17 protein-coding genes and 1 riboswitch are annotated in these 16,433 nt (G+C 65.8%); of the genes, 12 read left to right on the plus strand and 5 right to left on the minus strand.

Going from position 1 to position 16,433, the window contains the following annotated elements; translation table 11 throughout:
* Window positions 1-173: 173 nt before the first annotated feature.
* The 3 genes from CKW37_RS09270 to purM are packed head-to-tail and all read right to left on the minus strand — an operon-like array spanning window position 174 to window position 2,604.
* The gene (locus CKW37_RS09270) at window positions 174-884 is read right to left on the minus strand and encodes a DUF3108 domain-containing protein (protein WP_095155402.1); all 711 of its coding nucleotides are present in this window, start codon (window positions 882-884) and stop codon (window positions 174-176) included.
* An 8-nt stretch (window positions 885-892) separates the two neighbouring features.
* The gene (gene purN, locus CKW37_RS09275; protein WP_095155403.1) at window positions 893-1,546 is read right to left on the minus strand and encodes a phosphoribosylglycinamide formyltransferase; all 654 of its coding nucleotides are present in this window, start codon (window positions 1,544-1,546) and stop codon (window positions 893-895) included.
* Window positions 1,546-2,604, minus strand: coding sequence for a phosphoribosylformylglycinamidine cyclo-ligase (gene purM / locus CKW37_RS09280; protein ID WP_095155404.1), 1,059 nt, complete (start codon window positions 2,602-2,604; stop codon window positions 1,546-1,548). Before purM ends, purN begins: the two co-directional genes overlap by 1 nt.
* A gap of 330 nt (window positions 2,605-2,934) precedes the next feature.
* Between purM and CKW37_RS09285 the strand changes: the two genes are divergently transcribed.
* The 6 genes from CKW37_RS09285 (at window position 2,935) to CKW37_RS09310 (ending at window position 8,025) form a co-directional block, all read left to right on the plus strand.
* Complete coding sequence (locus CKW37_RS09285) at window positions 2,935-3,996, plus strand: DUF2066 domain-containing protein (RefSeq protein WP_095155405.1); 1,062 nt, start codon at window positions 2,935-2,937, stop codon at window positions 3,994-3,996.
* Window positions 3,997-4,008: 12 nt separating this feature from the next.
* Complete coding sequence (locus CKW37_RS09290) at window positions 4,009-5,082, plus strand: AI-2E family transporter (RefSeq protein ID WP_095155406.1); 1,074 nt, start codon at window positions 4,009-4,011, stop codon at window positions 5,080-5,082.
* Between the two features lie 155 nt (window positions 5,083-5,237).
* A complete protein-coding gene (hda, locus tag CKW37_RS09295; RefSeq protein ID WP_095155407.1) occupies window positions 5,238-5,942 on the plus strand; it encodes a DnaA regulatory inactivator Hda in 705 nt (234 codons plus the stop codon).
* 115 nt (window positions 5,943-6,057) lie between these two features.
* Complete coding sequence (locus CKW37_RS09300; RefSeq protein WP_095155408.1) at window positions 6,058-6,687, plus strand: C40 family peptidase; 630 nt, start codon at window positions 6,058-6,060, stop codon at window positions 6,685-6,687.
* A 136-nt stretch (window positions 6,688-6,823) separates the two neighbouring features.
* Entirely contained in the window at window positions 6,824-7,357 is a 534-nt protein-coding gene (locus CKW37_RS09305; protein ID WP_095155409.1) for a C40 family peptidase, read from the plus strand.
* A 17-nt stretch (window positions 7,358-7,374) separates the two neighbouring features.
* Window positions 7,375-8,025, plus strand: a complete 651-nt coding sequence (locus CKW37_RS09310; protein WP_095155410.1) for an O-methyltransferase — start codon at window positions 7,375-7,377, stop codon at window positions 8,023-8,025.
* A gap of 6 nt (window positions 8,026-8,031) precedes the next feature.
* Here CKW37_RS09310 and CKW37_RS09315 read toward each other — a convergent pair whose 3' ends face one another.
* Together CKW37_RS09315 and CKW37_RS09320 are read right to left on the minus strand one after the other, a co-directional pair.
* The gene (locus CKW37_RS09315) at window positions 8,032-9,348 is read right to left on the minus strand and encodes a sorbosone dehydrogenase family protein (protein WP_095155411.1); all 1,317 of its coding nucleotides are present in this window, start codon (window positions 9,346-9,348) and stop codon (window positions 8,032-8,034) included.
* Window positions 9,349-9,444: 96 nt separating this feature from the next.
* Complete coding sequence (locus tag CKW37_RS09320; protein ID WP_095155412.1) at window positions 9,445-10,023, minus strand: hypothetical protein; 579 nt, start codon at window positions 10,021-10,023, stop codon at window positions 9,445-9,447.
* A gap of 151 nt (window positions 10,024-10,174) precedes the next feature.
* Window positions 10,175-10,396: riboswitch (cobalamin riboswitch) on the plus strand.
* A 145-nt stretch (window positions 10,397-10,541) separates the two neighbouring features.
* Here CKW37_RS09320 and cobO point away from each other — a divergent pair.
* From cobO to CKW37_RS09350, 6 genes are read left to right on the plus strand one after another with little or no spacing between them, the layout of a single operon-like run.
* Window positions 10,542-11,153 (plus strand): cob(I)yrinic acid a,c-diamide adenosyltransferase, encoded by a 612-nt coding sequence (gene cobO, locus CKW37_RS09325; protein WP_095155413.1) that lies wholly within the window; start codon window positions 10,542-10,544, stop codon window positions 11,151-11,153.
* Window positions 11,150-12,445 (plus strand): cobyrinate a,c-diamide synthase, encoded by a 1,296-nt coding sequence (locus CKW37_RS09330; protein ID WP_095155414.1) that lies wholly within the window; start codon window positions 11,150-11,152, stop codon window positions 12,443-12,445. The genes cobO and CKW37_RS09330 overlap by 4 nt, the downstream gene beginning before the upstream one ends.
* Complete coding sequence (gene bluB, locus CKW37_RS09335) at window positions 12,442-13,092, plus strand: 5,6-dimethylbenzimidazole synthase (protein WP_095155415.1); 651 nt, start codon at window positions 12,442-12,444, stop codon at window positions 13,090-13,092. The genes CKW37_RS09330 and bluB overlap by 4 nt, the downstream gene beginning before the upstream one ends.
* A complete protein-coding gene (gene cbiB / locus CKW37_RS09340; RefSeq protein WP_095155416.1) occupies window positions 13,089-13,997 on the plus strand; it encodes an adenosylcobinamide-phosphate synthase CbiB in 909 nt (302 codons plus the stop codon). Before bluB ends, cbiB begins: the two co-directional genes overlap by 4 nt.
* Entirely contained in the window at window positions 13,990-14,982 is a 993-nt protein-coding gene (gene cobD / locus CKW37_RS09345) for a threonine-phosphate decarboxylase CobD (RefSeq protein ID WP_095155417.1), read from the plus strand. Before cbiB ends, cobD begins: the two co-directional genes overlap by 8 nt.
* On the plus strand, window positions 14,979-16,433 hold the full coding sequence (locus tag CKW37_RS09350) for a cobyric acid synthase (protein WP_095155418.1): 1,455 nt from the start codon (window positions 14,979-14,981) through the stop codon (window positions 16,431-16,433). Before cobD ends, CKW37_RS09350 begins: the two co-directional genes overlap by 4 nt.

Below are 16,433 nucleotides of genomic sequence, written 5' to 3' on the forward strand. Positions count from 1 at the left end.
GCACAAGGCCAATACCAATCAGTTAACCCTATTGGGGCTGCTTTGCAGCCCTTCGCGAGCAAGCTCGCTCCTACCGTGTAGGAGCGAGCTTGCTCGCGAAGGGCCTCAACAGGTTTAACTGACTGGCATTACGCACAAGGCGGGGTTTCGGGTGTTGCCGGCAAGCAGGTCGGTCAGTTGCCCTTGACCGCCTTGCCGTTGACCGTACCGTCCTGCAGCACGATCACGTATTCCTTGCCGTCGGTCTCGACCTGGCGCAGTTGCACCAGCAGGTAGTCCCAGTCCTTTGCGAACCACAGCTCGGTGATGCGCTTGCTCTGGCTCGGGTCGCGCACGCGCTCGACCTTCACCGCATCGACCAGGCCGGTGCGGGTGGTGACTTTCTCGGTGCCGAGCACGCGGAAGTCGTAGGTGTCGATCTCGTCGCCATCCACAACCTGGTAGCTCACGCTCTTCTTGCCGGCGGCCACGTCATGTTGCAGGGCCAACTGGTAGGAAGACTTGTCCAGCACGCCGCGGTTGAGCGGCAGCTTGACGGCGTCACCACGGTCGCTGCCGGTGATCATCTTGGTTGACCAGTCGAAGTCCAGGTCGACTTTCTTCGCCTTGCCCAGGCCGCCACGTTCGAAGTGGTAGCTCTGCGGCAGCAGGGTGTCCTTGTCCAGAGTCAGGGTGCTTTGCTCGGTCAGGCTGGCGATCATCATCGAAGCCTTGAAGTTCAGGCTCCAGGTGCCGTTGGCATTCTTTTCCAGGCTGCGTTCAGCGGTGCCGCTCATGGGCAGTTGCTTCCAGTCGGCGGTGTAGCTGGCCGAGAACGGTTTCAGGTCGGCTGCCTGAAGCGGCAGCGCGAGCACGGCGAGGGCGAAGAGCAGGGCGCGACGCATAAAATCTCCTAGGGTCGTATCAAGTGGCCGCTGGCCGCCAGGGGCTGGCCGTCCAGTAGAGCACCGTGTTCGCCCAGGCGCAAACGGCCTTCGGCGAACCAGCGCACCGCCAGCGGGTAAATCTGATGTTCCTGGCTGTGAACCCTGTGCGCCAGCGTGTCTGGCGTGTCATCCGGCGCCACCGGAATGACTGCCTGTACGACCAGCGGCCCGCCATCGAGTTCCTCGGTGACGAAGTGCACGCTGCAGCCGTGCTCGCGGTCACCGGCTTCCAGCGCCCGCTGGTGGGTGTGCAGGCCCTTGTACTTGGGCAGCAGGGACGGGTGGATGTTGAGCAGGCGCCCCTCGTAGTGACGGACGAAACCGCCGCTGAGGATGCGCATGAACCCGGCCAGGACCACCAGTTGCGGCGAGAAAGCGTCGATGCATTCGATCAGGGCCTGGTCGAAGGCTTCGCGGCCGTCGTAGCCCTTGTGGTCGAGCACGGCGGTGTCGATACCGGCATCGCGGGCGCGTTGCAGGCCGTAGGCATCGGCGCGGTTGGAAATCACGGCGCGGATCCGTACCGGGGAATCCCCGGCACGGGCGCTGTCGATCAGGGCTTGCAGGTTGCTGCCGGAACCCGACAGCAACACCACGACATCGCAGGTCTTGCTTGGCATCAGTGCGCCTTGAGGTTCTTCAGCTCGACCTGGGCGGCGTCTTCGGCGGCGACGCCGATCTGGCCGATCACCCATGGCTGCTCACCGGCTTCGCGCAGGACGTTCAGGGCGGTTTCGACCTTGTCCTGGGCAACGCAGATGACCATGCCGACGCCGCAGTTCAACACGCGGTGCATTTCGTGCTCGTCGACGTTGCCTTGCGCTTGCAGCCAGTCGAAGACCGCCGGGCGTTCCCAGCTCGCGACATCGACCACGGCCTGCGCGCCTTTTGGCAGTACACGCGGGATGTTGTCGAGCAGGCCGCCGCCGGTGATGTGGGCCATGGCCTTCACCGCGCCGGTGTCTTTGATCAGCTTCAGCAGCGGCTTGACGTAAATGCGGGTCGGGGCCATCAGCAGTTCGGTCAGCGGGGTGCCGTCGAGTTGGACCTGCTCAATGTCGGCGCCGGAGACTTCGATGATCTTGCGGATCAGCGAGTAGCCGTTGGAGTGCGGGCCGGAAGACGGCAGGGCGATCAGCGCGTCGCCCGTGGCGACCTTGGAGCCGTCGATGATTTCGGCTTTCTCGACCACCCCGACGCAGAAGCCGGCCAGGTCGTAGTCTTCGCCTTCGTACATGCCGGGCATTTCAGCGGTTTCACCGCCGACCAGCGAGCAGCCAGCCAGTTCGCAGCCGGCGCCGATGCCGGTGACCACGGTGGCGGCAACGTCGACGTTCAGCTTGCCGGTGGCGTAGTAGTCGAGGAAGAACAGCGGCTCGGCGCCGCAGACCACCAGGTCGTTGACGCACATGGCGACCAGGTCCTGGCCGATGCTGTCGTGCTTGTTCAGGTTCAGTGCCAGGCGCAGCTTGGTGCCGACACCGTCGGTGCCCGAGACCAGAACCGGCTGTTTGTAGCCGGCCGGGATTTCACAGAGGGCGCCAAAACCGCCCAGGCCGCCCATGACTTCGGGGCGCGCGGTGCGCTTGGCGACGCCTTTGATGCGTTCGACCAATGCTTCGCCGGCGTCGATGTCTACACCGGCGTCCTTGTAGCTCAGGGAGGGTTGCTTGCTCATGATCCAGGCCTTTAGGGGGGAGGGATTCGGGGGAATCGACCGTGACCTGCCAGGGAGCGGGAAAAAGATCCGCCTGCCTGACCGTCGGCGGTCTGCGAAGGCGCGCGATTTTATCAGGGTTGCCCGGCAGCGGCCATCCTCAGGCCGACGGGCTGGGCCTGAATCCGGTGAAAAACATCGATTCTCCGTGCGCGGCTGGTTGCCTTGTCACGGCCTGTATAAGGTATAGGAAGGGAAACACCGACCCATGAGTGAATTTTGCGCCGTGGCGTGGGTCTTGGCTTCACGCGTCACCTTTCACTTCTTCCTTTATCTGGACAGGAATCCTTCATGCGTTTGCGTTCTTATCTGTTCGGTTGCTGTGTTGCGTTGTTCGGCCTCGCCGCCCAGGCCGAGACCCTCAGTGGGCTGTATCAGGTCCGTGAGCCGGTCAGTGGGCAGGGCGCCGAAGCGCGGGCCCAGGCGACCCAGGCCGCGCTGGATACCTTGGTGCTGCGCCTGACCGGTGACCCGAAGGCGCCGCAGAACCCGGGCCTTGCCGAATTGCGCAAGGACCCGCAACAGATCATCAGCCAGTTCGGCACCGAGGCCGGGCCGCCGGAGACGTTGCTGGTGGAGTTCGATCCGGGCAGCACTGAACGCGCGCTGCGCAAGGCTGGCCTGGCGCTGTGGGGCAACAATCGCCCGGCGATCCTCGGCTGGTGGCTGAATGACGGCACCGAGGGTTCGAACCTGATCGGTGACGGCCAGGGCGCTGCCGAGCCCCTGCGCCGCGCTGCCCAGCACCGTGGTTTGCCACTGCGCCTGCCACTGGGCGATCTCGACGAACAGCTCGTGGCCACCGCGAAGAATCTCGAAGGCACCGACCCGGCGCCGCTCAAGGCGGCATCCGGGCGTTATGGCGCCGACGCCCTGTTGGCCGTGCATGCCACCGAGGCTGAGGGCAAATGGAGCGGCACATGGCGTTTGTGGCTGGGCGAGCAGCGCGAGCAGGGCAAGGTCGAGGGCGCCGATCAGGCTGCCTTGGCCGACGCGGTGATGCTGGCGGTGAGCCAGCGGCTGGCGCCGCGTTTCGTCGCCCGTCCTGGTGCCAGCAGCGAGCAGGCGATCCAGGTGCAGGGTGTCAATCTGGAGCGTTATGCCGAGCTGGGTCGCGTACTGGAGCCGTTCGGCGGTCGTATCACTGAAGTCCAGGGCGATGTCATGACGTGGGAGGCCACCGCCACCGCCGATCAGTTGCGCGCCCAACTGGGGCTGGCGCGCTTGCAGGAGGTTCCGGCCGAAGCCGCTCCGGTCGCACCGGTCACCAACCCGGCGGCGCCTGCGGATGCCTCCGGCGCCGCGCCTGCCCCGGCCCCTGCACCGTTCAACGGTCTGCGTTTTCGCTGGTAAGGAGTTGTGGTGATGATGGATACACGCCGCTGGATGTGGTTCGGCATGGTGTTTCTGCTAGGTGTGCTGCTGTATTTGCTGCACGGAATTCTGTCGCCGTTTCTTATCGGGATTCTCCTGGCCTACCTGGCCGACCCGCTGGTCGATCGCCTGGAACGCGCGGGGCTGTCGCGCACGGCGGGCGTGGTGGTGGTCTTCACCCTGTTCAGTTTGATCCTGCTGGCGATGTTGCTGGTGCTGATCCCGATGCTGGCCAAGCAGCTTGTGCGCCTCTATGAGCTGACGCCGCAGATGCTCGACTGGCTGGAGCATGCGGCGCTGCCGTGGGTGCAGGCCAAGCTGGGGCTGGCCGATGGCTTCTGGAAGTTCGACAAGGTCAAGGCGGCCATTGGCGCGCACATGGGCCAGACCACCGATATTGTCAGCGCGGTGCTGGCCCAGGCGACCGCGTCGAGCCTGGCGCTGCTCGGCTGGCTGGCCAACCTGGTGCTGATCCCGGTGGTGGGCTTCTACCTGCTGCGCGACTGGGACCTGATGATGGCCAAGCTGCGCAGCCTACTGCCGCGTCAGCGCGAGGAGCAGGTGGTGGGGCTGGCGGGGGAGTGCCATGAGGTGCTTGGCGCCTTCGTTCGTGGTCAGTTGCTGGTGATGCTGGCGCTGGGTGTCATCTACGCGGCGGGACTGATGCTGGTGGGCCTCGAACTGGGCCTGCTGATCGGCCTGTTGGCGGGACTGGCGGCCATCGTGCCGTACATGGGCTTCATCATCGGCATCGGCGCGGCGATGATCGCCGGGCTGTTCCAGTTCGGCGGCGACATCTATCCGCTGCTGGGGATCGCCGCAGTATTCATGATCGGCCAGATGCTCGAAGGCATGGTGCTCACGCCGCTGCTGGTGGGCGACCGCATCGGCCTGCACCCGGTGGCGGTGATCTTCGCGATCCTGGCCGGCGGCGAGTTGTTCGGTTTCACCGGTGTGTTGCTGGCGTTGCCGGCGGCGGCGGTGATCATGGTGCTGCTGCGTCATGCGCACGACTTCTATAAAAGGTCGGACATGTATGGCGAGAAAATAGACCCCGAGCTTTAAGTAATGGCTAAAGGCTTGCAACGTGCCTGAGTGCCCGGCGCAAGCCTTTGATTTTCCTTGTGGTCTTCGCTCATTGTGCGACCGACGTCACGGGTATAGACTTTGCAGACTTTTACCAAGGGCCCTTTGCGGTTCCTCGCAACCGCCCAGCCAGCATGAAACCGATCCAGTTGCCCCTGGGTGTGCGTCTGCGTGATGACGCCACCTTCATCAACTACTATCCGGGTGCCAACGCCGCCGCACTGGGCTACGTCGAGCGACTCTGCGAAGCCGACGCCGGCTGGACCGAGAGCCTGATCTACCTGTGGGGCAAGCAGGGTGTCGGACGTACCCACCTGTTGCAGGCGGCCTGTTTGCGTTTCGAGCAGATGGGCGAGCCGGCGGTCTACTTGCCTCTGGCGCAATTGCTCGACCGTGGCGTCGAACTCCTGGATCACCTCGAACAGTACGAACTGGTCTGCATCGACGACCTGCAGACCATCGCCGGCAAGCCGGAGTGGGAAGAGGCGATGTTCCACCTGTTCAACCGCCTGCGTGACAGTGGCCGGCGCCTGTTGATCGCGGCCTCCAGCTCGCCGCGCGAACTGCCGATCAAACTCGCCGACCTCAAGTCGCGCCTGACCATGGCGCTGATTTTCCAGATGCGTGCGCTGTCCGACGAAGACAAGCTGCGCGCCCTGCAATTGCGGGCTTCGCGTCGCGGCCTGCACATGACCGACGAGGTCGGGCACTTCATCCTCACCCGCGGTACCCGCAGTATGAGCGCGCTGTTCGACCTGCTGGAACGCCTCGATCAGGCGTCGCTGCAGGCACAACGCAAGCTGACCATCCCGTTTTTGAAGGAGACGCTGGGCTGGTAAACAGCGTCCCAGAGCCTCGGCACATAAAAGTCACATTTTTTTCGATTGAATTTGCAAATCGAATCGATAGAAGGCATAGTCTCGGCTTCTTTGAATTCCAGACACGGTCGTGCCCATGCTAAATCGCTTCGCACCCCTCGTGCCCCTCGCACTCGTGACACTGCTTTTCGGCTGCGCTGCCCACAGCCCGGTTTCGCAACAGCAAGATCACAGTTCCATCTCTGCCAAGGTCGCCACCCAGCCTTCCGCCGACGTTTCGGTGTTCGAAGAAGAGCTGGCCACCGAGGAAGAACTGGAACAATTCTCCTCTTCCAAGCCTTATCAACTGCCGGTGCTGGCTGACAGCATCCTCGAGCGTGGCATGTCGCTGATCGGTACCCGCTACCGCTTCGGTGGCACCTCCGAGCAGTCGGGCTTCGATTGCAGTGGTTTCATCGGTTACCTGTTCCGCGAAGAAGCCGGCATGAACCTGCCGCGCTCCACCCGCGAAATGATCAACGTCGATGCCCCGCTGGTCTCGCGCAACAACCTCAAGCCGGGTGACCTGCTGTTCTTCAGCACCAACGGCCGCGGTCGCGTCAGCCACGCCGGTATCTACCTCGGCGACAACCAGTTCATTCACTCCAGCAGCCGTCGCAGCGGTGGCGTGCGTATCGACAGCCTCGGCGATCGCTACTGGAGCAAGACGTTCATCGAAGCCAAGCGCGCGCTGGCAATGGCACCGACCACGCTCTCGCGCAACTGATTTCTTCGTAGCGTCATGGACACGGCGACGATGCTGAAAAGCTCGTCGCCGTGCGTGTTTACAGAAAGCGTCTAATCTTGATTCTCACCACTTTGCCGGCATCCAGCCGGGCAGCTTCAGACAGGATGTTCTGACGATGTCGATAATGGCGCGCTTAGCGGTATTGTCCCTGGCGGCACTGATCAGTGCCTGTTCCAGCCACGCCCCGACCCCGCCCCAGTTGGTCCAGCCGGCGTTCACTTCTCCTCAGGTGTATTTCTCTCCCGTCGCCGAAGACGTGCTGTTTCGCGCGCTTGGCCTGGTGGGCACGCCCTATCGCTGGGGTGGCAACACGCCGGATGCCGGCTTCGATTGCAGCGGCCTGATTGGCTACGTCTACCGTGACGCCGCGGGCATCGCCTTGCCGCGCTCGACCCGCGAGATGATCGTCATGGGCGCGCCGAACGTGTCCCGCGATGCCTTGCAGTCCGGCGACCTGGTGTTCTTCGCCACCAATGGCGGCAGTCAGGTCAACCATGCGGGCATCTATGTCGGCGAGGGGCGCTTCGTCCATGCGCCGTCCACAGGCGGGACGGTGCGGCTGGACTATCTGTCGAACAACTACTGGCAAAAGTCCTACCTCAACGCCAAACGTGTGCTGCAAGGCAACCATCTGGCGCACAACCCCTGATTACGCCGAGGTAAGCGATGACCGGTCAGACGCTTTACCTCGACGATGCGCTCTACGATTACCTCAAGCGCGTCTCCTTGCGCGAAACGCCGTTGCTGGCGCGCCTTCGCGCTGAAACCGCCGCGCGACCGAATTCCAATTGGCAGGTAGCCCCCGAGCAGGGGCAGTTGCTGGCGCTGCTGGTGCGCTTGAGCGGTGCGCGCCGATTGATCGAGGTGGGTACCTTCACCGGCTACAGCGCGCTGTGCATGGCCGACGCCTTGCCGGCGGACGGTGAACTGCTGTGCTGCGACCTGCCGGGCGACTACCACGACATCGCTCGCCGCTACTGGCGGGAGGCGGGCGTGGAACGCCGCATCGACCTGCGCCCAGGTCCGGCGCTGGACACCTTGGCGACGCTGGCGGACGGCGCGTTCGACCTGATCTTCATCGATGCCGACAAGGCCAATTACCCACGCTACCTCGAAGAGGCCCTGCGGCTGCTGCGCCAGGGTGGCGTCGTGCTGTTCGACAACACCTTATGGAGCGGCCGGGTGTTGCAGGCGCAGCCGGACAGCGAGGACACCCGCGCCATCCAGGCCTTGAACCTGGCGCTGCGTGACGATGTGCGGGTGGATTTGTCGCTGCTGCCGCTGGGTGACGGCCTGACGCTGTGTCGCAAGCGCTGAACGTTCTCAAGGCGCCTTGCTGACCCGCCAGATCACATTGCCCACGTCATCGGCCACCAGCAGGCCGCCGCGCTGGTCGTTGATCACGCCCACTGGCCGGCCCATGGCCTTGCCGTCGTCGTTGAGGAATCCGGTAAGCAGGTCGATCGGTTTGCCCGCTGGTTTGCCCGCAGTACTGAACGGCACGAACACCACTTTGTAGCCACTGTGCGGCTTGCGGTTCCAGGAGCCGTGCTGGCCGATGAACGCGCCCTGGTCGAACGGCGGCGGGAGGACGCCGGGTTCGGCGAAGGTCAGGCCGAGAGACGCGGTGTGTGGGCCGACCGCGTAGTCCGGGGCGATGGCCTTGGCCACCAGGTTCGGGTCCTGCGGCTGCACGCGCACATCCACATGCTGGCCGTAATAGCTGAACGGCCAGCCATAGAAACCGCCGTCACGCACCGAGGTGATGTAGTCCGGCACCAGATCGCTGCCGATTTCGTCACGCTCGTTCACCGCCGTCCACAGTTGCCCGCTGCGCGGTTCCCAAGCCAGGCCATTGGGGTTGCGCAGGCCCGAGGCGAAGATTCGGTGGTTGCCGCTGGCCGGGTCGATTTCCCAGATCGCCGCGCGGCCTTCTTCCTTGTCCAGGCCGTTCTCGGCGACGTTGCTGTTGGAGCCGACGGTGACGTAGAGCTTCTTGCCGTCGCGGCTGGCAATCACGTTCTTGGTCCAGTGGTGGTTCAGCGGGCCACCGGGCAGTTCGGCGACGACTTCGCCGGGCGTGTTGATTACCGTGGCGCCGGCCTCGTACTTGAAGCGCAGCAGGCGATCAGTGTCGGCCACGTAGAGATCGTTGCCCACCAAGGTCATGCCGAACGGGGAGTTGAGGTTCATCAGAAAGACCGTGCGGGTTTCCGCGACGCCATCGCCGTCGGTATCGCGCAGCAGGCTGATGCGGTTGGCGCTGGGTACGGCGGCGCCAGCGCGGGCCATGACCTTGTTCATCACCCAGCCCTTGATGCCCTTGCCGTCTTCGGGCTTCGGCGGCGCGTTGGTTTCCGCCACCAGGACGTCGCCGTTGGGCAGCACGTACAGCCAGCGCGGATGGTCCAGGCCGCTAGCGAAGGCCACCACCTGGGTGCCGGGCGCCGTGGCGGGCTTGGCGCCTTTCGGCCAGCCGACCGCGGGGGCGATGTTCACGGTGGGGATCAGGGTCTTGTTCGGTTCCGGCAGTTGCGGCGCCGGGCCGCTGCCGTCGGTGACCTGGAGCCGGGCGGTTTCACCGCAGGCGGTCAGGCCGGTAGTGATCGCCAGTAGAACTGCAATGCGTAGTGAAGACATGTGCGACTCCTCGGGGAACGGGTGCTTATAAGGAGTCAGAGGTGGATCGGAGAAGGGAGGTTCAATTGTCGGGGCCGCGGGCGGCCCCGACAATCTTCAGGCTTGCTTCAGCAACAAGGCCACGCCCGGATAGTACTGACCAAACTCGTCATGCAATTTCCGATAGCCATACGGGAAACACCAAGCAATGGCGCAGGCGTTGTGCTTTTGCAGGTCGTCCACCAGGTCCTGCAGTTCCTCGGGGCTGACATGCTGGCCGAGCTTGCACGGGCTGGCGAACAGCGCGGCGATCTTCAATTGGCTCGGGTAAGCGATCGCGCGCGCGCTGGCGCCGACGTCCTGCAAGGCCGCGTTCAGGTCCAGCCGGCCGACCTTCGGCCAGCGCTGGCCGGCATGCAGGTACGCCGACTCTTCGCGGCTGGCGATCAGCAAGTCGCAGCGAGCATCCCGCTCGCCCTCGTCGCGTTGCTTCTTGCTCTGGAAGTCCTGAAGGGTGACCAGCTCGGCTTGCCAGATGGCCGCCGAGAGGATCCCGAGGTTGCCCTGGAGCCCTTGCCAGTAAGGCCCTTCGTTGTCGCCGAGGGTCTGGTTGAAGCGTTCGATGCATTCGCTCCAACGCTCCAGCGCCGGGCGCAGGAATTCCAGGCGAGGATTGTTGATGATCAGGCCTTGCATGCTGCTCTCCTTTCGTAATTGTTGTACGAGTACAGCGGAAAAACGTGGCACTTTGATATCACTCGACTGAGTGTTGCACAAGACGACAGAAACGCCATCGGTCGCCTCGTAACGGGCGCCTTTCATTGACGCTCCGGGTCCAACCCTCTAACCTTTGCGGCTTGTTTCAGGTGCTCTGTGGCCCGCCGGCCGACAGGGTGAAACAGGGAAGCCGGTGAGCACGCCAGACGTGCGATTCCGGCGCTGCCCCCGCAACGGTAAATGAGTCAAGGCTGCGCATGGCCACTGGGTGTCGTCACCCGGGAAGGCGCCCGGCCAGGATCTGAAGATCCGCTCATGAGCCCGGAGACCGGCCTGCAAACAGTCAACGGCATCACGGAGGGTGATGCGCGGTTTTCCGGGCCTCGTCGCCCGGCTCCTGCGCGTTCCGTGTGCCACTACCCCCTTCATCTGTCGATGCCCCCAGCCTTGTCGCGCCAGCGGACAAGCCGCGCCGACAGTGGCCCGCGGAGATCCCGATGACCGAATCCACCGAACGTGACGAACGCCACCTGGCGCGCATGCTGCGCAAAAAGGCGGTGATCGACGAGCGCATCGCCAACTCCCCAAATGAATGTGGCCTGTTGCTGGTACTCAGCGGCAATGGTAAGGGCAAAAGCAGCTCGGCCTTCGGCATGCTCGCCCGGGCCCTCGGCCACGGCATGCAGTGCGGCGTGGTGCAGTTCATCAAGGGGCGCAACGCCACCGGCGAAGAGCTGTTTTTCCGCCGCTTCCCCGAGCAGGTGCGCTACCACGTGATGGGCGAGGGCTTCACCTGGGAAACCCAGGACCGCCAGCGCGACATCGCCGCCGCCGAAGCCGCCTGGGCGGTGTCCCGGCAACTGCTGCAGGACCCGAGCATCGGCTTCGTGGTGCTCGATGAGCTGAACATCGCCCTCAAGCACGGCTACCTCGACCTCGAACAGGTGCTGTCCGACTTGCAGGCCCGCCCGCCAATGCAACACGTGATCGTCACTGGCCGCGGGGCCAAGGACGAAATGATCGAACTGGCCGACACCGTCACGGAGATGGGCATGATCAAACACGCTTTCCAGGCCGGCATCCGTGCCCAGAAGGGCGTCGAACTATGAGCGACACCCGGCATTGCCCGGCGGTACTGATCGCCGCGCCGGCTTCCGGCCAGGGCAAGACCACCGTGACCGCGGCCCTGGCCCGTCTGCACCGCAACCAGGGGCGCAAGGTCCGGGTGTTCAAGTGCGGCCCGGATTTCCTCGACCCGATGATTCTCGAACGCGCCAGTGGGGCGCCGGTGTACCAGCTCGACCTGTGGATGGTCGGCGCCGAGGAAAGCCGGCGTCTGCTCTGGGAAGCGGCGGCCGAGGCCGACCTGATCCTGATCGAAGGGGTCATGGGGCTGTTCGACGGCACGCCGTCCAGCGCCGACCTGGCGCGGCATTTTGGCGTGCCGGTGCTGGCAGTGATCGACGGCACGGCCATGGCGCAGACCTTCGGTGCCCTGGCCCTCGGCCTGGCGCGTTATCAGGCGGACCTGCCGTTCGCCGGGGTGCTGGCCAACCGGGTCGGCTCGCTGCGCCACGCGCAACTGCTGGAAGGCAGCCTGACCGAAGGGCTGCGCTGGTATGGCGGGCTGTCGCGGGAGACCGGGATCGAACTGCCGAGTCGCCACCTCGGGCTGGTCCAGGCCAGCGAACTGACCGACCTCGACCTGCGCCTCGATGCCGCCGCCAAGGCGCTGGGCGACAGTTGCCAGTCGGCCTTGCCGCCGCCGGTGGCGTTCAGCGGGCCGGCGCCGCGCAGCATCGAGCGGCGTCTTGAGGGCGTGCGTATTGCCGTGGCCCGCGACGAAGCGTTCGCCTTCACCTACGGCGCCAACCTCGAACTGCTGCGGGCGATGGGCGCTGAGCTGAGTTTCTTCTCGCCGGTCCACGACCGCGAAATCCCGCCGGCCGACAGCCTGTACCTGCCCGGCGGCTACCCGGAACTGCACCACCACACCCTCGCCGCGAACGCACCGATGCTGGCGGCCATCCGCGCCCACCATCAGGCGGGCAAGCCGTTGCTGGCCGAGTGCGGCGGCATGCTCTTCCTGCTCGATGCGCTGACCGATGTCGCGGGCGAGCGTGCCGAGCTGGCCGGGCTGCTGTCCGGTGAAGCGGTGATGCAGAAGCGTCTGGCCGCGCTGGCCCTGCAAGCGGTGGAACTGCCGGAAGGCACCCTGCGCGGGCACACCTACCACCATTCCCTGACCAGCACCGCACTGGAACCCATCGCTCGCGGCCAGAGCCCCAACGGCGGGCGCGGCGCCGAAGCGGTGTACCGCCTTGGCCGGTTGACCGCCTCGTACGTGCATTTCTACTTCCCGTCCAACCCCGACGCGACGGCGGCGCTGCTGGCACCATGAGCGCACACGCCTACAGCGAGGCCGAGCGCGCGGCGATCTACCGTGCCATTGGCGAGCGCCGCGACATGCGTCATTTCAGCGGCGGCGAGGTCGCGCCCGAGCTGCTTGTCCGCCTGCTTGAAGCCGCGCACCAGGCGCCGAGCGTCGGCCTGATGCAGCCCTGGCGGTTTATCCGCATCACCCGCCGCGACCTGCGCCAGCGCATCCAGGCGCTGGTGGAGGACGAGCGGATACGCACCGCCGAAGCGCTGGGACAGCGCTCCGATGAATTCATGAAACTCAAGGTCGAAGGCATCAACGACTGCGCCGAAGTGCTGGTCGCCGCGCTGATGGACAAGCGCGAGGCGCATATTTTCGGCCGTCGCACCTTGCCGGAAATGGACCTCGCCTCGCTGTCGTGCGCCATTCAGAACCTGTGGCTGGCGGCCCGCGCCGAGGGCTTGGGCATGGGCTGGGTGTCGCTGTTCGATCCGCAGGCACTGGCCGATCTGCTGGGCATGCCGGCGGGGGCCAAGCCGCTGGCGATTCTTTGCCTGGGCCCGGTGCACGAATTTTATCCGGCGCCAATGCTGGCGCTGGAAGGCTGGACCACGCCACGACCGCTGGCGGACATGCTGTTTGAAAACCACTGGGGAGAAACCGAATGAGTGTGGCCTTGCTGACCGTGGCCGGGGTGGCGCTGGACGCGCTGCTGGGCGAACCGCGGCGCTGGCATCCGCTGGTCGCGTTCGGAAACATGGCCGGGCGCCTGGAGCAGCGTTTCAACGCCGGCGGGCGCGGCTGGCGCAGCCATGGCGTCACCGCCTGGGTTCTCGCGGTGGTGCCGTTGACGCTGCTGGCCACCGCCTTGTCCTGGCTGCCGTATATCGGCTGGCTGGTGGAAATCCTCGCGCTGTACTGCGCCCTCGGCTTGCGCAGCCTCGGCGAGCATGTGCAGCCGGTGGCCGATGCCCTGCGCGGCGGCGACCTCGACGAAGCGCGCAAACGCGTGGGCTATCTGGTCAGCCGGCAGACCAGTGAGCTGGACGACACCGCCGTGGCCCGCGCCGCCACCGAATCGGTGCTGGAGAACGGTAGCGACGCGGTGTTCGCCGCGCTGTTCTGGTTCGTCGTCGCGGGTGCGCCGGGGGTGGTGCTCTATCGCCTGAGCAACACGCTGGATGCCATGTGGGGTTACCGCAACGAACGCTTCGAGCGCTTTGGCTGGGCCGCGGCGCGTATCGACGACGTGCTCAATTACCTGCCGGCGCGGTTGGTGGCGCTGACCTACGCGCTGCTGGGCAAGACCCGCCTGGCGCTCAAATGCTGGCGCCAGCAGGCGCCGCACTGGGACAGCCCCAACGCTGGCCCGGTGATGGCGGCGGGGGCGGGTGCCCTGGGCGTCGAGCTGGGTGGGCCGGCGGTCTATCACGGTGAACTGCACGAGCGCGCCCGCCTGGGCGAAGGCCCGGCGGCCGACGCCGGATCCATCGAGCGCGGCTGGCGGCTGGTGCGTCAGGGCGTCTGGTTGTGGCTGTTGCTGCTGTGCCTGGGAGCCGAATTCTATGCTTGAACACGGTGGCCGCTTGCTGCGGGCGATCGAGCACTACGGCATCGCCCGCGAGGACTGGCTGGACCTGTCCAGCGGCATCGCGCCCTGGTCTTTTCCGATCCCCGAGATTCCACTGCGCGCCTGGGCGCGACTGCCTGAAACCGATGATGGCCTGGAGCAGGCTGCGGCCGAGTATTACGGCGTTTCGCACCTGCTGCCGGTGGCCGGCTCGCAGGCGGCGATCCAGGCGCTGCCGCGCTTGCGCCCGCGCGGCACCGTCGGCGTGCTCTCGCCGTGCTATGCCGAGCATGCCGAAGGCTGGCGCCGCGCTGGCCATCACGTGCTGGAACTGAGCGAGGAACAGCTCGCCGGGCAACTCGACCACCTCGACGTGCTGGTGGTGGTCAACCCCAACAATCCCACGGGCCGCCTGCTGCCGGCGGACACCTTGCTCGACTGGCATCAGCGCCTGTCGCGTCACGGCGGCTGGCTGCTGGTGGACGAAGCCTTCATGGACAACACGCCGGCGCACAGCATCGCCGCCCACAGCGCGCGCGAGGGCCTGATCGTCCTGCGTTCGTTCGGCAAGTTCTTCGGCCTGGCCGGCGTGCGCCTCGGCTGTGTGCTGGCCGAGCCGTTGCTGCTGCGGGCGCTGGCCGAAGAGCTGGGGCCGTGGTCTGTCAGCGGTCCGACCCGGGCGCTGGCCCAGGCCTGTTTCACTGATCTGGCCAGCCAGCGCCAGCAGACCGAACGCTGCGCCGCCGCCAGCGCCCGTCTCGCCGCGCTGCTGGACAGCGCCGGACTCACGCCCGCCGGCGGCTGCGACCTGTTCCAGTACCTGCGCCATGACCAGGCCGCCGCGATTCACGACTTCATGGCCCGGCGCGGCATTCTCCTGCGCCTGTTCGATCATCCCCCGAGCCTGCGCTTCGGCCTGCCCGCCGAGGATGCCGACTGGCAGCGGCTCGCCGTGGCGCTCGACGACTACCGCAAGGAAACGCCATGACCACCCTGATGGTGCAAGGCACTACCTCCGATGCCGGCAAGAGCACGCTGGTGACCGCGCTGTGTCGCTGGCTGAAACGCCAGGGCGTCGGCGTGGTGCCGTTCAAGCCGCAGAACATGGCGCTGAACAGCGCGGTGACCGCCGACGGCGGCGAGATCGGCCGCGCTCAGGCGGTCCAGGCCCAGGCCGCGGGCCTGGAACCGCACACCGACATGAACCCGGTGCTGCTCAAGCCCAACAGCGACACGGGCGCGCAGGTCATCATCCATGGCCGCGCGGTCACCAGCATGAACGCGGTGGCCTATCACGACTACAAGGCCATCGCCATGCAGGCGGTGCTGGCCTCGCATCAGCGGCTCAGCGCCGGTTGGCCGGTGGTGATGGTGGAAGGCGCCGGCTCGCCGGCCGAGATCAACCTGCGCGCGGGTGATATCGCCAACATGGGCTTCGCCGAGGCGGTGGACTGCCCGGTGATCCTGATCGCCGACATCAACCGCGGCGGCGTCTTCGCCCATCTGGTCGGCACGTTGGAGTTGCTTTCGCCGAGCGAGCAGGCGCGGGTCAAGGGTTTCGTCATCAACCGTTTTCGTGGCGACATCGCGCTGTTGCAGCCGGGCCTGGACTGGCTGGAGGCGCGCACCGGCAAACCGGTGCTCGGCGTGCTGCCCTACGTCACCGACCTGCACTTGGAAGCCGAGGACGGTCTCGACCGGCGCCAGGGCGAAAAAGCCGAGCAGGTACTCAAAGTGATCGTGCCGGTGCTGCCGCGCATCAGTAACCACACCGATTTCGACCCGCTGCGCCTGCACCCGCAAGTGGACCTGCAATTCATCGGCCCCGGCCAGCCGATTCCGCCCGCCGATCTGATTATCCTGCCTGGCTCAAAAAGCGTGCGCGGCGACCTCGCGCAACTTCGCGAGCGCGGCTGGGAACAGGCCATCACCCGGCACCTGCGCTACGGCGGCAAGGTTCTGGGGATTTGCGGCGGCCTGCAGATGCTCGGGCGCGAGGTGCATGATCCGCTGGGTCTGGAAGGCGCCGCTGGCAGCAGTCCGGGCCTGGGCCTGCTGGACTACGCCACGGTGCTGGAAACCCACAAGCAACTGCGCAATGTCAGCGGCGTCCTTGAGTTGGAGCAGGCGGCGATCAGCGGTTACGAGATTCATGCCGGCGTGACCCGCGGCGCGGCCCTGGACCGCCCGGCGGTGAACTTGGCCGATGGCCGTCGCGACGGTGCCATCAGCGCCGACGGGCAGATCCTCGCCACTTACCTGCACGGCCTGTTCGAAGCGCCGGACTCTTGCACCGCGTTGCTGCGCTGGGCCGGGCTGAGGGAGGTCCAGCGGGTCGACTATCACGCCCTGCGCGAACGCGATATCGAACGCCTGGCCGACTTGGTGGATGCCCACCTGGATTGCGCCCGGCTCCGTCAACTCTGTGGGCTCGACTGA

Source organism: Pseudomonas sp. Irchel 3E13 (assembly GCF_900187455.1).
In the GTDB taxonomy this organism is placed as follows: Bacteria; Pseudomonadota; Gammaproteobacteria; order Pseudomonadales; family Pseudomonadaceae; genus Aquipseudomonas.

Coding starts and splice junctions, on each gene's coding strand:
- CKW37_RS09270 (WP_095155402.1), bottom strand. CDS start 884: ATGCGTCGCGCCCTGCTCTTCGCCCTCGCCGTGCTCGCGCTGCCGCTT.
- CKW37_RS09300 (WP_095155408.1), top strand. CDS start 6,058: ATGCTAAATCGCTTCGCACCCCTCGTGCCCCTCGCACTCGTGACACTG.
- bluB (WP_095155415.1), top strand. CDS start 12,442: ATGAGCGCACACGCCTACAGCGAGGCCGAGCGCGCGGCGATCTACCGT.
- purM (WP_095155404.1), bottom strand. CDS start 2,604: ATGAGCAAGCAACCCTCCCTGAGCTACAAGGACGCCGGTGTAGACATC.
- cbiB (WP_095155416.1), top strand. CDS start 13,089: ATGAGTGTGGCCTTGCTGACCGTGGCCGGGGTGGCGCTGGACGCGCTG.
- CKW37_RS09310 (WP_095155410.1), top strand. CDS start 7,375: ATGACCGGTCAGACGCTTTACCTCGACGATGCGCTCTACGATTACCTC.
- CKW37_RS09305 (WP_095155409.1), top strand. CDS start 6,824: ATGTCGATAATGGCGCGCTTAGCGGTATTGTCCCTGGCGGCACTGATC.
- hda (WP_095155407.1), top strand. CDS start 5,238: ATGAAACCGATCCAGTTGCCCCTGGGTGTGCGTCTGCGTGATGACGCC.
- CKW37_RS09350 (WP_095155418.1), top strand. CDS start 14,979: ATGACCACCCTGATGGTGCAAGGCACTACCTCCGATGCCGGCAAGAGC.
- CKW37_RS09330 (WP_095155414.1), top strand. CDS start 11,150: ATGAGCGACACCCGGCATTGCCCGGCGGTACTGATCGCCGCGCCGGCT.
- cobD (WP_095155417.1), top strand. CDS start 13,990: ATGCTTGAACACGGTGGCCGCTTGCTGCGGGCGATCGAGCACTACGGC.
- CKW37_RS09315 (WP_095155411.1), bottom strand. CDS start 9,348: ATGTCTTCACTACGCATTGCAGTTCTACTGGCGATCACTACCGGCCTG.
- CKW37_RS09290 (WP_095155406.1), top strand. CDS start 4,009: ATGATGGATACACGCCGCTGGATGTGGTTCGGCATGGTGTTTCTGCTA.
- CKW37_RS09320 (WP_095155412.1), bottom strand. CDS start 10,023: ATGCAAGGCCTGATCATCAACAATCCTCGCCTGGAATTCCTGCGCCCG.
- cobO (WP_095155413.1), top strand. CDS start 10,542: ATGACCGAATCCACCGAACGTGACGAACGCCACCTGGCGCGCATGCTG.
- CKW37_RS09285 (WP_095155405.1), top strand. CDS start 2,935: ATGCGTTTGCGTTCTTATCTGTTCGGTTGCTGTGTTGCGTTGTTCGGC.
- purN (WP_095155403.1), bottom strand. CDS start 1,546: ATGCCAAGCAAGACCTGCGATGTCGTGGTGTTGCTGTCGGGTTCCGGC.